This window comes from Stenotrophomonas maltophilia (assembly GCF_001676385.1).
GTDB lineage: Bacteria > Pseudomonadota > Gammaproteobacteria > Xanthomonadales > Xanthomonadaceae > Stenotrophomonas > Stenotrophomonas maltophilia_J.
This window is the reverse complement of the sequence record NZ_LYVJ01000011.1, coordinates 1-13,181: the sequence shown is the minus strand read 5'-3', so window position 1 is coordinate 13,181 and position 13,181 is coordinate 1. Positions and strand designations below refer to the sequence as shown.

14 protein-coding genes are annotated in these 13,181 nt (G+C 69.4%); 10 read left to right on the top strand and 4 right to left on the bottom strand.

Going from position 1 to position 13,181, the window contains the following annotated elements; translation table 11 throughout:
• The first annotated feature begins 110 nt into the window (after positions 1-110).
• The 4 genes from A9K58_RS14475 (at position 111) to A9K58_RS14460 (ending at position 3,940) form a co-directional block, all read left to right on the top strand.
• Positions 111-1,172 carry a two-component system sensor histidine kinase NtrB gene (locus tag A9K58_RS14475; protein WP_065200004.1) on the top strand — a complete coding sequence of 354 codons (1,062 nt, stop codon included), beginning with the start codon at positions 111-113 and terminating at the stop codon, positions 1,170-1,172.
• Positions 1,165-2,613 (top strand): nitrogen regulation protein NR(I), encoded by a 1,449-nt coding sequence (ntrC, locus tag A9K58_RS14470; protein WP_065200003.1) that lies wholly within the window; start codon positions 1,165-1,167, stop codon positions 2,611-2,613. Before A9K58_RS14475 ends, ntrC begins: the two co-directional genes overlap by 8 nt.
• Positions 2,614-2,706: 93 nt before the next feature.
• Positions 2,707-3,276: a superoxide dismutase family protein gene (locus tag A9K58_RS14465; RefSeq protein WP_065200002.1), complete on the top strand. Its 570-nt coding sequence runs from the start codon at positions 2,707-2,709 to the stop codon at positions 3,274-3,276.
• A gap of 37 nt (positions 3,277-3,313) precedes the next feature.
• On the top strand, positions 3,314-3,940 hold the full coding sequence (locus A9K58_RS14460; RefSeq protein ID WP_065200001.1) for a superoxide dismutase family protein: 627 nt from the start codon (positions 3,314-3,316) through the stop codon (positions 3,938-3,940).
• 110 nt (positions 3,941-4,050) lie between these two features.
• Here A9K58_RS14460 and A9K58_RS14455 read toward each other — a convergent pair whose 3' ends face one another.
• Positions 4,051-4,938: a hypothetical protein gene (locus A9K58_RS14455; protein ID WP_065200000.1), complete on the bottom strand. Its 888-nt coding sequence runs from the start codon at positions 4,936-4,938 to the stop codon at positions 4,051-4,053.
• Positions 4,939-5,031: 93 nt separating this feature from the next.
• On the opposite strand from A9K58_RS14455, the gene A9K58_RS14450 reads away from it, so the two are divergent.
• Entirely contained in the window at positions 5,032-6,327 is a 1,296-nt protein-coding gene (locus A9K58_RS14450; protein WP_155760499.1) for an acetyl-CoA C-acetyltransferase, read from the top strand.
• Between the two features lie 128 nt (positions 6,328-6,455).
• On the opposite strand, the gene A9K58_RS14445 is transcribed toward A9K58_RS14450, so the two are convergent.
• The 3 genes from A9K58_RS14445 to A9K58_RS14435 all read right to left on the bottom strand — a co-directional run bounded on the left by A9K58_RS14445 (position 6,456) and on the right by A9K58_RS14435 (position 9,646).
• A complete protein-coding gene (locus tag A9K58_RS14445; RefSeq protein WP_065199998.1) occupies positions 6,456-7,751 on the bottom strand; it encodes a heme biosynthesis HemY N-terminal domain-containing protein in 1,296 nt (431 codons plus the stop codon).
• Between the two features lie 6 nt (positions 7,752-7,757).
• Positions 7,758-8,732 (bottom strand): uroporphyrinogen-III C-methyltransferase, encoded by a 975-nt coding sequence (locus tag A9K58_RS14440; protein ID WP_065199997.1) that lies wholly within the window; start codon positions 8,730-8,732, stop codon positions 7,758-7,760.
• A gap of 104 nt (positions 8,733-8,836) precedes the next feature.
• Complete coding sequence (locus A9K58_RS14435) at positions 8,837-9,646, bottom strand: uroporphyrinogen-III synthase (RefSeq protein WP_065199996.1); 810 nt, start codon at positions 9,644-9,646, stop codon at positions 8,837-8,839.
• A gap of 36 nt (positions 9,647-9,682) precedes the next feature.
• Here A9K58_RS14435 and A9K58_RS14430 point away from each other — a divergent pair, with 36 nt between their 5' ends.
• From A9K58_RS14430 to A9K58_RS14410, 5 genes are all read left to right on the top strand, one after another.
• Positions 9,683-10,150: a YiiD C-terminal domain-containing protein gene (locus A9K58_RS14430; protein WP_065199995.1), complete on the top strand. Its 468-nt coding sequence runs from the start codon at positions 9,683-9,685 to the stop codon at positions 10,148-10,150.
• Between the two features lie 31 nt (positions 10,151-10,181).
• Complete coding sequence (locus A9K58_RS14425; RefSeq protein WP_065199994.1) at positions 10,182-10,607, top strand: hypothetical protein; 426 nt, start codon at positions 10,182-10,184, stop codon at positions 10,605-10,607.
• Positions 10,608-10,664: 57 nt separating this feature from the next.
• A complete protein-coding gene (locus A9K58_RS14420) occupies positions 10,665-11,102 on the top strand; it encodes a rhodanese-like domain-containing protein (RefSeq protein ID WP_065199993.1) in 438 nt (145 codons plus the stop codon).
• A gap of 100 nt (positions 11,103-11,202) precedes the next feature.
• Complete coding sequence (gene secB, locus A9K58_RS14415) at positions 11,203-11,721, top strand: protein-export chaperone SecB (RefSeq protein ID WP_065199992.1); 519 nt, start codon at positions 11,203-11,205, stop codon at positions 11,719-11,721.
• Between the two features lie 20 nt (positions 11,722-11,741).
• Complete coding sequence (locus A9K58_RS14410) at positions 11,742-12,767, top strand: NAD(P)H-dependent glycerol-3-phosphate dehydrogenase (protein WP_065199991.1); 1,026 nt, start codon at positions 11,742-11,744, stop codon at positions 12,765-12,767.
• Positions 12,768-13,181: the final 414 nt, after the last annotated feature.

Genomic DNA, 13,181 nt, shown 5'->3' with positions numbered 1-13,181 from the left:
CTATCCAGTTCACCAAAGTTGGTTCTAAAAGCACAAACTTTGGCAAACCGTCCATTTCGCCAGGAAAGGGCTCTGACCCGGAGCCGCGCGTTTTGCACTACATTGGTGCAATGTCCGACCCCGTACCTCCGCCGACCCTCGATGCCCTCGGCACGCCGCTGGCCTGGTCAGGCGCCGACGGCCGCATCGCCGGCTGCAATCCGGCGTTCGCGCGCTGGCTGGGTGTCAGTGGCCGCCGCCTGCTCGGCCAGCCGCTGGCCGCGCTGGAGGTGCAGGGCGAGGCGCTGGCCCATTTCCTCGCTCGTGATGAGCGCGACAGCCTGCGCCTGAACCGGCTGGCGCTGGCGGTGCCCGGCGAGGCGCCGCGTTTCGCCGAGGGCTGGATGAGCCGCCGCGACGATGGCGGCTGGCTGCTGGAGGCGCATCCGGTCGATGAGTTCCCCGGGCTCGACCCGACCCAGGCCCTGCCCAGCGCGCTCAGTGCGGCGCTGAAGGGACTGGCGCACGAGCTGCGCAATCCGCTGGCCGGACTGAAGGGGGCGGCCCAGCTGCTGGCCCGGCGCGCCACCCAGCGTGATGCCAGCGAACGCGAACTGATCGAGCTGATCGGTTCGGAAATCGAGCGCCTCAACGGCCTGCTCGACCAGCTGCTGTCGCCGGCCCCGGCTGCGCCGCATGCCGAACTGAACATCCATGCCGCGCTGGAGCGCGTGCTGCGCCTGGCCGAGAACGAGGCCGGCTGGGCGGTGCGCCTGCAACGCGATTACGACCCCAGCATTCCCGAATTCCATGGCGATGCCGATCGCCTCACCCAGGCGGTATGGAACCTGGTGCGCAACGCGATCCAGGCCGGCGCCGGCGCCATCACGCTGCGTACCCGCGTGGAACATGGCGTGCGCATTGCCGAACAACTGCACACGCTGGCCCTGCGCCTGGAGATCGCCGACGACGGCCGCGGCGTGCCGGAAGAGCTGGCCGAACACCTGTTCCTGCCGCTGGTCAGTGGCCGCGCCGAAGGCACCGGCCTGGGCCTGGCGCTGGCCCAGCAGGTGGCGCGCGAGCATCGCGGCACGCTGACTTACCGCTCGCGCCCCGGGCATACCGTGTTCACCCTGCTGCTGCCGATCGGCAACGGCGCCGCCCCGGTCGAGGAGCCCTCCCGCGATGGCTGACACTTCCGTTCCCGCACAGCGCATCTGGGTGGTCGACGATGATCGCGCCGTGCGTTTCGTGCTGTGCACCGCACTGCGCGAGGCGGGCTATGAGGTCGTCGATTTCGACAGTGCCGCCCCCGCGTTGCAGGCGTTGGATGACGGCCCGCCGCCGGCCCTGCTGTTCACCGACGTGCGCATGCCCGGCGATGACGGACTGGTGCTGATGGACAAGCTCAAGGCTGCCCTGCCGCAGTTGCCGGTGGTGGTGATGTCGGCCTATACCGATGTGGCCAGTACCGCCGGTGCGTTCCGCGGCGGTGCGCATGAGTTCCTGTCCAAGCCGTTCGACCTGGACGATGCAGTGGCGCTGGCGCAGCGCGTGCTGCCGGCCGTGGCGCCCGCGCTGGCCGCTCCCCTGCCGGCCGTGGAAGCCGCCAGTGACCTGCCACCGCAACTGGTCGGCGACACGCCGCCGATGCGCGCGCTGTTCCGCGCCATCGGTCGCCTGGCGCAGGCGCCGCTGGCGGTGCTGATCACCGGCGAGACCGGCACCGGCAAGGAACTGGTGGCCAATGCACTGCACCGCGAATCACCGCGCGCGCACGGTCCTTTCGTCGCACTCAACACCGCTGCGATCCCCGCCGAGCTGCTGGAAAGCGAATTGTTCGGCCATGAAGCGGGTGCCTTCACCGGCGCGCAGCGCCGCCACATCGGCCGTTTCGAGCAGGCTGACGGCGGCACGCTGTTCCTGGACGAGATCGGCGACATGCCGCTGCCGCTGCAGACCCGCCTGCTGCGGGTCCTGGCCCAGGGTGAGTTCTTCCGCGTCGGTGGCCGCGAGCTGATCCGTGTGGATGTGCGCGTGGTCGCCGCCACCCACCAGGACCTGGAAGGGCTGGTCGCGCAGGGCCGCTTCCGTGCCGATCTGCTGCATCGCCTGGACGTGGTACGGCTGCAGTTGCCGCCACTGCGCGAGCGCCGCGAAGACATCGCGCAGCTGGCCAACACCTTCCTGGCCGCCGCCGCGCGCAGGCTGGACACACCGCCGAAGCGCTTGACCGCCGCTGCGTTGCAGGCGTTGCGCGAACATGACTGGCCGGGCAACGTGCGGGAACTGGAGAACGTGTGCTGGCGCATGGCCGCGCTGGCGGCGGCTGACACCATCGGCGTGGCCGACGTCGATACCGCGCTCAACCGTGCGCGCAGCCGCCGCGGCAGCGTAGCGGGCAGCGACCCGGGACAATGGGAAGCGATGCTGTCGGAATGGGCGCGCCGGCAGCTGGCCGAGGGGGTGGAAGGGTTGCATGCGCATGTGCGCGAGCGGGTCGACCATGCACTGCTGGAGGCCGCGCTGCAGATCACCCATGGCCGCCGCGCCGAAGCCGCCGCCCGGTTGGGCCTGGGCCGCAATACCCTGACCCGCAAACTGGGCGCCGGGCGCCGCCGCGGGGGCCATTGAACGGCCCCTGCACGCGGTCCTCGCGCCCGCTTGCCGAACTGTTGATCGTTCATGGACGATGCAACGCCTAGTGTCACCTGCAAGGAGTCTTCGATGCGCCTGTCCCATGCCATCCTGCCGTTGTCCGCCGCCGTGCTGCTGTCTGCCTGTGGCAGCGCGCCGAAGAAGGCCGAGCCCACCCCGCCGCCGCCGGCCGTGGTCAGCGCAGCGAAGCAGGGCGAGGCCAACCTTTCGCCGGCCTCGGCCAGCCTCGTCAGTGGCCGCATCGCGCTGATGGCGGAGCCGGGTGGCATCCACATCACCGGCCTGGTCGGTGGCCTGCAGCCGATGCAGCAGGCCGGCTTCCATATCCACGAGCGCGGCGACTGCAGCGCAGTGGACGCCAGCAGCGCCGGCAACCATTTCAACCCCGGTGGCGCCGCGCATGGCCGCGCCGGCACCGGCCAGCACCACCTGGGCGACATGGACAACCTGCGTGCCGACGCCCAGGGCCGCGCCAACGTCGATATCCACCTCAAGGGCGTTACCCTGGGCGGAGGCGCCGCCACCGATATCGCCGGACGTGCACTGGTCGTGCACGCCAACGCCGATGACTATCGCAGCCAGCCCGCCGGCAACGCCGGCGTCCGCATCGCCTGTGGCGTGATCCGGGTCGTCCGCTGATCACTTCACTGCAGGCATCATCGAGGGAGAGATTCCAATGCGTCTGATCCACACTTCGCTGTTTGCGGCCATCGCCGCACTGGGCCTGGCGGCCTGCAACCAGCAACCGGCCGCACCGCAGGCTGAAACCCCGCCGGCCGCCCCGGCCGAGGGCACCACTGCCGAACCGGCGGCAACGGCGGAACCGGCCGCCGCACCGGCTGCCGATGCTTCGGCAACGGCCGAACTGGCACCGACCCAGGGCAACCAGACCAGGGGCAGCGTCACCTTCAAGGTGGTTGATGGCAAGGTCCACGTGACCGGCCAGATCAGCGGCCTGAAGCCGGGCAGCGAGCACGGCTTCCACATCCACGAGAAGGGCGACTGCAGCGCGCCGGACGGCATGAGCGCCGGCGGCCACTTCAACCCGGGCAAGCAGGATCACGGCAACGTCGCCACCGATCCGCACCACGGCGGCGACATGCCCAACATCAAGGCCGACGACAAGGGCGTGGCCACCATTGACGGCCCGGTGTCGAGCAACGTCAACATCGGCAAGGGCGACGACTTCGACATCATCGGCCGCGGCCTGATCGTCCACGCCGATGCGGACGACTACAAGACCCAGCCGACCGGCAACGCCGGTGCACGCCTGGCCTGCGCGGTGATCCAGAAGGCCCCGTAAGAAGCAGAAAACGCCGGCGCAAGCCGGCGTTTTTCCCTGCACTGCGTCCTGTAGAGCCGAGCCCACCCTCGGCTGCTCTTCCTGCAGCACGCGGCGGCCGCCGTTTCCTGTCAGCGCGCCAGCAGTTCGCGTGCGTCCTGCCCGGCCTCGCAGTGCACGAACAGCACCGGTACCCCGTGTGCTTCCAGCACCGCCGCCATCTGTCGCTGGCGCATCAGGAACTGCTCATAGATGCCCTTCAGGCGGTCGCAGTCGTTCTTGCTGTGGTTGTAGTGCGCACACCAGCCGGCCGGGTCGAACAGCGCCATGCGTGCTTCGCCCTGCGTATAGCGCAGCAGCGGCTCGGGCGCGGCGTTGAGCCACTCGTCCTCGCCCGGCGCCATGATCGCAGTCTCGATCAGCGGCCACAGCGCGGCCAGGCCCTGGTTGTCGTACTGCATCGACATCATCGCGGCCAGGTCGTTCACGGTGAAATAGCGCGCATGCTCTATACGGGCACCGAACGCGTTCTGCGCCATCAGTGCGGTGTCGGCATGCGCCATGCCGTTGGCCAGCAGTGTTTCTTCCAGCGCATTGGCCACCGCATGGGTGGTGGCCACGTCGCTGCCGGTCAGCAGGAACGGCACCACGCGCAGGCTGCCGCCCACCAGGCTGGCGTCGGCCTGGAACGGCAACGGCACGTCACCGTTGGCGTCGGTACCGAATGCCAGCAGGCGCGGGCCCTGGTTGCGGCCCGGCGCACGCATCTGCAGCTCTTCCAGGCGGCGGTGGATCGGCCAGCCCGGGCGCAGCACCTCGGCCGGATCGAAATGGGCCGCAGCGAACACCAGGTCGAGCCCGGCCGCCTGCGGTACCAGCTTCGCCAGGTCGCGACCAACGCGCTCGGCCAGTTCACCGGCCTGTTCGGCGCTGAGCACCGCCTGGCGGGGGATTTCGCCGCCAGCCAGTTCCAAGGCCAGCACGCCAAGGGCATTCATCGCGGGGTCGGGTTTGCTCATGGTTCCACGGTTGGCCCGTCACAGGGCGGCAGCTACACTTGGCACCATTATGCCTGCTCCGCCGTGCAGGCCATGTTGCAGACACCCTCATCCATGCCAGGTATCTCCATGCCCAACGCTCGTCCCGTCGCCATCCTCGGTGGCGTCCGCATTCCGTTCTGCCGCCAGAACACCGCGTATTCGGATGTCGGCAACCTCGGCATGTCGGTCCGTACGCTGGGCGCGCTGGTCGAACGGTTCGGCCTGCACGGCCAGCAGTTGGGCGAAGTGGCGATGGGTGCGGTGATCAAGCACTCCAGCGACTGGAACCTGGGCCGTGAAGCGACGCTGTCCTCCGGCCTGTCGCCGCTGACCCCCGGCATCACCCTGCAGCGCGCCTGCGGCACCTCGCTGGACAGCATCATCACCGTCGCCAACAAGATCGCGCTGGGCCAGATCGAATCGGGCATCGGTGGCGGTTCGGACACCACCTCCGACGTGCCGATCGTCTACGGCAAGAAGCTGCGTGCGCGCCTGCTGGCCGCCAACCGTGCCAAGAGCACCGGCGACAAGATCCGCGCGCTGACCTCCGGCTTCAAGTTCTCCGAGCTCAAGCCCGAGTTCCCGGGCGTGGCCGAGCCGCGCACCGGCAAGAGCATGGGCGACCACTGCGAGGACATGGCCAAGGAATGGAACATCTCGCGCGACTCGCAGGACGAGTGGGCGGTGTCGTCGCACAGGAAGCTGGCTGCCGCCTACGAGCGCGGCTTCTTCAACGACCTGATCGCACCGTTCCGTGGCGTCGAGCGTGACAACATCCTGCGCCCGGATACCTCGCTGGAAAAGCTGGCCACGCTGAAGCCGGCGTTCGACAGGACCTCCGGCCGCGGCACGCTGACCGCCGCCAACTCCACCCCGCTGACCGACGGTGCTGCCGCGGTGCTGCTGGCCAGCGAGGAGTGGGCACGTGCGCACGGCCACGAGCCGCAGGCCTACCTGCGCGACGCGCACGTGGCGGCCGTGGACTTCGTGCATGGCGAGGGCCTGCTGATGGCACCGACCATCGCCGTGCCGGAGATGCTCAAGCGCAACGGCCTGACCCTGCAGGACTTCGACATCTACGAGATCCACGAAGCCTTTGCCGCACAGGTGCTGTGCACCCTGCGCGCGTGGGAGAGCGAGGATTACTGCCGCAACCGCCTGGGCCTGGATGCGCCGCTGGGCCGCATCGACCCGGACAAGATCAACCTGCTGGGCTCGTCGCTGGCCACCGGCCATCCGTTTGCCGCCACCGGCGCACGCGTGATCGCCACCGCCGCCAAGCAGCTGGCCGAACGCGGCGGTGGCCGCGCGCTGGTGTCGATCTGCACCGCCGGCGGCATGGGCGTAGTGGCGATCGTCGAACGCTGATCGCTGCAACGGCACGCCAGCCGAGGTTGGCGACTACCGGGTCCCGCACATGAAAACGCCGCCCAGTGGGCGGCGTTTTTTCTTGCTCCGGTGCGTGCCGACCGTTGGCCGGCACGCATCAGCCACGATCACGGCAACCGCGGGTTGCCGAATTCGTCGCGCTCTTCGTTGGCGTCATGGATGGGCCGCTGCGCCGCGATGGGCTGTTCTTCTACGGTCGCCCGCAGCGGATCGCCAGCGCCGCGCACCAGCTCCACGCTGTCCTCGCCACGCTGCAGGCGCAGCGCATTGGCCAGGCACTGCGCGGCCAGGGCATGCTCGCCTTGCCGCGCGAACAACCCACCCAACGCTTCCCACGCGGGCGCGCCGGCACCAGCCGCGATCGCCTCATGCAGGAGCGCAGCAGCGGCATCCCACTGCTGCTGTGCCAGCGCTACGCGGCCCTGGGCCAGGCGCAGCGCGGGCGAGCCATCGTGCACGCTGCGCCAGCGTTGCAGGTTGGCCTGGCGGGTCGCCAGGCGCTCGGCCGGCAGCTGTCCATAGAGCGCTACCAGTTCCTCATCCCAGCGCTGGTCCAGTGCCTGTTCGAGAGCAAGCAGTGCAGGTTCGTGCCAGTCCAGGGCCACTGCACGGCTGGCGTAAGCAGCGACCACGTCCGGGGCCGGCCGCAGCGCCTTTGGCGTGGCCTCCCACTGCGCGGCCAATGCGTTGACGTCGGCTGCTTCGAGCAGCGCCTGCGCGGCCAGTCGTGCTTCCAGTTCGCTGTTGGCTTCGGTCGGCAGCACCTTGCTCTGGCGCAGCGCGCCCAGCTGGCCGTAAGCCTCATGGGCGCGTCCGGCGCGTGCCAGTGCTTCGGTGCGCAGCCACAGGCCCCGCGGCGGCAGCGGCTGGATCGCGGCCACATCCAGTACGTTGATCGCATCCACCGGCAGGTCGCGGGCCAGCAGTTGTTCGGCGCGCAGCAGCGCCTGCAGGGTGGCATCGCTCTCGCCCAGGCGCTGCAGCAGCGCTTCACCGGCGGGGCCGTCGGCCCGTGCCTGCGCGCTGCGCACCGCGTTGGCCAGCGCCACCGCGCTCACTTCCGGGTCCTTGGCGGCGCCATCCAGCAGTTTCTCCGCGCGTTGCCACTGGCCGTGCTCGTAGGCCTGCAGGCCGTCGATCAGGCGCACCCGGCCCTGCTTGCGGCGGTAGCGGCCCCATGCGCGGAACGGCGCTGCGATCAGGCTCCACAGCAGCCACAGCACCAGGACCGCGATCACCGCCAGCAGCGCCACCTTCGGCAGATTGCTGTGGTAGTCGTAGCCGCCGTAGCGCAGGATCACTTCGCCGAAGCGGTTGAGGTCATCGGCGCCGAGCCATTGCGCCGCGACCACGCCGATGGCCACGGCCAGCAACAGCACGACCAGCGATTGCAAGGGTTTCATGCGGGTCTATCTCCGGTCGGTCTGGGTACGCAGTTGCTGCAGGGTGCTGCCAAGAACCGGGTTGCTGGCCTGCAGCGGCAGTCCGCGCAATGCGTTCAGTTCAGCACGTTGCGCGCGCAGGGCCGGTGAATCCGGCCAGCGGCGCTGGGCCCAATGGTCCACGCGTGCCAGCGCGGTATCGCGGCCGGCGCGGTCGCCGCGTTCAATCGCGGCGCGCGCCAGTGTCAGTTCCAGCTGCAGCGCGTCGTCGGCATTGCGACGTTCGGCCGCGGTCAGCAGGCCGTTCTGGCGGCTGGGAGTGATATCCACGAACGGCGCCAGCGTGGCTTGCCACCAGGGCTTGGCGGCACTGCTGCCGGTGGTGCCGGTGACCTGCGCAGGCAGTCCCTGCAGCGCCCTGGCCAGCGCGTCCAGGCGCTGCAGCGACTGCATGCGGGGGCCGGGGCCGAGTGCATCCAGTGCATCGCGTTCCTGCACCAGCGCCTGGCGCAGGTTCAGGCCCTCGCTGTCAGGCAGGTCGGCCAGCGCGGTGGCGGCCTGCGCATACAGGCGGCGTGCACCCTCCACGTCGTCGGCGTAGTTCAGGCGCTGCGCGGCCTGGGTCAGCAGCAGTTCGGCCTCGTCGCGCTGCACCGCCTGCCGTCCCTGGTTGGCGCTGTCGGCCAGCCTGGCCAGGTTTTCCTCCAGCAGCGCACTGCGCTGTGACAGGCCCAGCATTTCGTCGCGCAGCACGCGGTTGGTGGCGGCGGCATCCTGCAGGCGCTGGCTGGTCGCGCGCTGGTCGCGGCGCAGTGCGTCCAATGTGGCCTCCAGCCCCTGCAGCTGGACGGCGGTGGTCTGCGCCTGTGCCCGCTGCGCATCCTGTTGTTGCTGCCAGGCGTACCAGCCGGCGTAGCCACCCACGCCAAGCACGGCCACCGCAGCCAGCGGCAGCAGCCAGCGCAGGCGGCGGGGTGGGGGCGTGGGCGGAGTCTCGTTCATCAGGCTTCCTTGTCGGCGTTGGTACCGGTCGGGTTCCGGCAGGCCGCGTTGTGCACAGCATCACTGTTGCCGACCACAGCGGCAAGCGTGAACTGCGTCCCTGTTCAGGTCGCTGCCGGGACGGTGAGCGTGGCGTGTGCAGCAGTGATCATCTGCACCGGGGTGGGGCCGGCACTGCGGACGATGCGCTGCAGGCCCAAGGCCTGTGCCTGTTCGCCAAGGCGCTCACTGGCGACCACCACCGTGGCGCCTGACTGCAGGCGGTACCGCACCGCCGGCGGCAACTGTTGCCAGAACTGCTGCAGGGCCTCGCCGCTGCTGACCGCCAGCACCCACGGCGGCGGCGCATGGGCCAGGCGTGCCAGCGTGCGTGACGGCAGGCGCAGCCGGAGACGCCGGTAGACATCGGCGCGTTCGATCGTCGCGCCGGCGGCCTGCAGCTGGGCGGCCATCAGGCCGCGGCCACCGGGTGCCGTCACCAGGCCGATGCGCAGGCCGCGCACGTCCGCCAGCAGCGGCAGTGCCAGCAGGCCCTCGCTGTCCATCCGCTGCGGTGCATGGACGTCGGCGATGCCCCGCGCCTGCAGTGCCCGCGCGGTGCCTTCACCCACCGCCAGCCACGGGCCGCGTTGCGCCCCGGCCAACGACAGCAGCGAGGCGGCGGCCGCCACCGCTGCCGGGCTGGTGAACACCACCCGGTCGCAGTCCAGGGCGCGTTCCAGCTGGCGCAGCACAGGCATGCCGTGCAGGCGTTGCAGCCGCCACGGAGACAGCGCCAGCACCTGCCCACCGAACTGCGCAGCGGCACGGCGCAGTCCCGCATGCTGGCCCTGCGGGCGCAGCGAAATGAGGGTCCAGTCCGCGCCGGAAGCGGCGGCGCCAGTGGGTATCGTATGGTCGGTCATTGCCTGCATTATGCGGGCCCTTCGTTGTCGTGGTTGCTGCTCCGAATGTCCGTTGATGCCCTCACCTCCTCGTTGGCCGCCCTGCAGGACGTGCTGGACTGCATGCCGGCGGTCCGCGCCATGCAGATCCGCCTCGACGGTTATGCCGATGGCGTGCTGCGCATCACCGCGCCGCTGGCCGCCAACGTCAACGACAAGGGCAACGCCTTCGGCGGCAGCCTGGCCTCGGTGCTGACCCTGTCCGGCTGGGCCCTGGTCAGCCTGCGCCTGCGCCTGGACGGCCACGATGCCGAGGTCTATGTGGCCGACAGCAACCTGCGCTACCTGGCGCCGGTCTATGAAGACCTGCACGCACGCGCCGAAGCGGCCGAAACCACCGGCTGGGAGACGTTCCTGAACACCTTCCGCCAGCGCCGCAAGGCCCGCATCAGCATCATCGCCACCCAGCCCGGCGCCGACGGGCGGCCTGCCGCCGAGTTCAGCGGTCGCTTCGTTGCCTTCGCCAAAGGGTAGGATGGCAGGCTGACGTTCTGGGGAGACACCGATGCGCCGCCTGATTCCGTTCCTGATGTGTTGCCTGCTGCTGGCCAGTGCCGTGGCCTCGGCCGAGGACCTGAGCCGCAAGCAGCGGAAGCTGCTGGAAGAGACCCAGATCGCCTATGGTGCGACCATCCGCTGGGGCAGCATGGACGACGCCATCGGCTACCTCGATCCCCAGCTGCGCAAGGACAAGCCGCCCACCGAGTTCGAGCTCAACCGCTACGCGCAGCTGCGGGTGTCTTCCTACCGCGAGCGCAGCAGTGCCGCCCTGGACGGCGGCGTGGTCGAGCGCCGGGTCGAAATCGGGGTGATCAACCAGAACACCCAGGCCGAGCGCACCGTGGTGGTGGTCGAGCGCTGGCGCTGGGACCCGGAGGCCAAGCGCTGGTGGCAGACCGCTGGCCTGCCGGACCTGTGGAAGGGGCAGTGACGGGCCACCTGTGGCTTGTGCGACAATCGGCGCCCGCTTAATCGACCCGTGACCTGAGTGAATTACGAAGAGTTGCTGGCCTTTGCAGGCCGAAACCCGATGCTGTCCGCGGCCCTGGTCGGCCTGACCGTGGCCATCATCGTCACCGAGATCCGCCGCCTGTTCCGGGGCTTCAAGGCCATCAAGCCCGCCGAGCTGACCCAGCTGATGAACGCGGGCGGCGCGGTGGTGGTCGATCTGTCGGCCAGCGGTGACTTCGAGAAGGGCCACATTGCCGGCAGCCGCAATGCCCAGGCCAGCGCCTTCGGCCCGGAGCACAAGCTGGTGGCCAACGCCAGGCAGTCGCCGGTGGTGCTGGTGTGCCGCAGCGGCAATGCCTCGGAAACCGCCGCCAAGGCGCTGAAGAAAGCCGGTTTCGAGAAGGTCCATGTGCTCGACGGCGGCATTCCCGCTTGGCAGCAGGCCGAGCTGCCGCTGGTCAAGGGCCGCAACTGATTGCCGCAGGTGGCGCATCCGGCCTTGTATGGGCCGGATGCCGCCCCCATCGCAGTAGTTCGATCATCGTTTTCATTGCATTCACCTGGAGTTACTGGAAATGTCCGAAGAGACCACCAACGGCGCCGCTGCGCCGGCCGATGCCGCCACCGGCCCCGCTTTCACCGTCGAGAAGATCTACGTCAAGGACGTTTCCTTCGAGTCGCCGAATGCACCGACCATCTTCAACGACCAGGTACAGCCGGAGCTCCAGCTGAACCTGAACCAGCAGGTGCAGCGCCTGGGCGAGAACGCCTTCGAAGTGGTGCTGGCCGTGACCCTGACCTGCCAGGCTGGCGAGCGCACCGCCTATGTGGCCGAAGTGAAGCAGGCCGGCGTGTTCGGCCTGGTCGGCCTGGATCCGCAGTCGATCGACGTGCTGCTCGGCACCCAGTGCCCGAACATCCTGTTCCCGTACGTGCGCCAGCTGATCAGCGACCTGATCCAGGCCGGCGGCTTCCCGCCGTTCTTCCTGCAGCCGATCAACTTCGAAGGCCTGTACGCGGAAACCCTGCGCCAGCGCCAGGAGCAGGGCGACGCGCCGTCGCTGGCTGACTCCGAGCCGGCCGGCAACGCCTGATTCCTGCCGCGACGTCACGGATGAGCACTCCCGCTGACAAGATCGCCGTACTGGGCGCCGGTTCCTGGGGAACCGCGCTGGCCAGCCTGCTTGCACGGCACGGTCATCCGACCGTGCTGTGGGGGCGCGACGCTGCCGTGGTCGAGGCCATCGACCGGCGCCACGAGAACCCGCGCTACCTGCCGGGCATTCCGCTGCCGGACAGCCTGCGTGCCACCACCGACCTGGCGTCGGCGGTGCAGGACGCGGCCTGGATCCTGGTGGTGACCCCGTCGCACGCCTTCGGCGAAACCGTTCGCGCGCTGGCGCCGCTGCGCCCGGCCGGTGCCGGCGTGGCGTGGGCCACCAAGGGTTTCGAACCCGGTTCGGGCCGTTTCCTGCATGAAGTGGCGCGCGAAGTGCTGGGGGAGGACGTGCCCCTGGCCGTCGTCACCGGGCCGTCGTTCGCCAAGGAAGTGACCCAGGGCCTGCCGACCGCGATCACCGTGCATGGCGACGTGCCCGGGTTCGCGCAGACGGTGGCCGAAGCGATGCATGGCCCGGCGTTCCGCGCCTACACCGGCGACGACATGGTCGGTGCCGAGCTGGGCGGTGCGATGAAGAACGTGCTGGCCGTGGCCACCGGCGTAGCCGACGGCATGCAGTTGGGCCTCAACGCCCGTGCCGGCCTGATCACCCGTGGGCTCAACGAGATGCTGCGCCTGGCCGCGGCGATCGGCGCCAAGCCGGAAACGCTGATGGGCCTGGCCGGGCTGGGCGATCTGGTGCTGACCTGCACCGGCGACCTGTCGCGCAACCGCCGCCTGGGCCTCGCCCTGGGCCGTGGCCAGTCGTTGCAGGACGCCGTGCGCGAGATCGGCCAGGTGGTCGAGTCGGTGCAGACCGCTGACGAAGTGATGCGGCAGGCACGCCGCCATGGCATCGACCTGCCGATCTCCGAGGGGGTGCGAGCCGTGCTGCACGGCGAACAGACGCCGGAAGAGGGCCTGCGCGCGCTGCTGGCGCGGGAACAGAAGCCGGAATATCCGGATACGCTGTTCAAGTGAATCGAAAAGCCCCGGCCACGCGCCGGGTTTTTTTCATCAGGGAGTACACACGCGGGTGCCGGGCGGGAGACAGGCTTTGGTGGGTGCCAAGCTTGCTTGGCACCACGCGCGCTGCCTATCCACGCATGGCATGGATCTTATCTCTTGCCGATCTGGCACCTTGGGTGCCGAGAGCCCGGCGTGGGCGACCGTGTGGATCCAGGTCTTGCGACCGAGAAGTAGCTTGGGTCCCCACGCCGGATTCTCCCTGAACCGCCCGAACAGTTGGTTGAGTTGGCGCTCGAACTGATAAGACTGGGCAAGCGGGGGGGAGCTCTCGACCCTGTCAGCCTAGCGGAGTTCTGCCATGTTTGGGATTGGGATCGATGTGAGCAAAGCCACGCTGGATGTGGCCGTCCATGGAGAGCAGTTTCG

Coding starts and splice junctions, on each gene's coding strand:
- A9K58_RS14475 (WP_065200004.1), top strand. CDS start 111: ATGTCCGACCCCGTACCTCCGCCGACCCTCGATGCCCTCGGCACGCCG.
- ntrC (WP_065200003.1), top strand. CDS start 1,165: ATGGCTGACACTTCCGTTCCCGCACAGCGCATCTGGGTGGTCGACGAT.
- A9K58_RS14465 (WP_065200002.1), top strand. CDS start 2,707: ATGCGCCTGTCCCATGCCATCCTGCCGTTGTCCGCCGCCGTGCTGCTG.
- A9K58_RS14460 (WP_065200001.1), top strand. CDS start 3,314: ATGCGTCTGATCCACACTTCGCTGTTTGCGGCCATCGCCGCACTGGGC.
- A9K58_RS14455 (WP_065200000.1), bottom strand. CDS start 4,938: ATGAGCAAACCCGACCCCGCGATGAATGCCCTTGGCGTGCTGGCCTTG.
- A9K58_RS14450 (WP_155760499.1), top strand. CDS start 5,032: ATGCCAGGTATCTCCATGCCCAACGCTCGTCCCGTCGCCATCCTCGGT.
- A9K58_RS14445 (WP_065199998.1), bottom strand. CDS start 7,751: ATGAAACCCTTGCAATCGCTGGTCGTGCTGTTGCTGGCCGTGGCCATC.
- A9K58_RS14440 (WP_065199997.1), bottom strand. CDS start 8,732: ATGAACGAGACTCCGCCCACGCCCCCACCCCGCCGCCTGCGCTGGCTG.
- A9K58_RS14435 (WP_065199996.1), bottom strand. CDS start 9,646: ATGCAGGCAATGACCGACCATACGATACCCACTGGCGCCGCCGCTTCC.
- A9K58_RS14430 (WP_065199995.1), top strand. CDS start 9,683: ATGTCCGTTGATGCCCTCACCTCCTCGTTGGCCGCCCTGCAGGACGTG.
- A9K58_RS14425 (WP_065199994.1), top strand. CDS start 10,182: ATGCGCCGCCTGATTCCGTTCCTGATGTGTTGCCTGCTGCTGGCCAGT.
- secB (WP_065199992.1), top strand. CDS start 11,203: ATGTCCGAAGAGACCACCAACGGCGCCGCTGCGCCGGCCGATGCCGCC.
- A9K58_RS14410 (WP_065199991.1), top strand. CDS start 11,742: ATGAGCACTCCCGCTGACAAGATCGCCGTACTGGGCGCCGGTTCCTGG.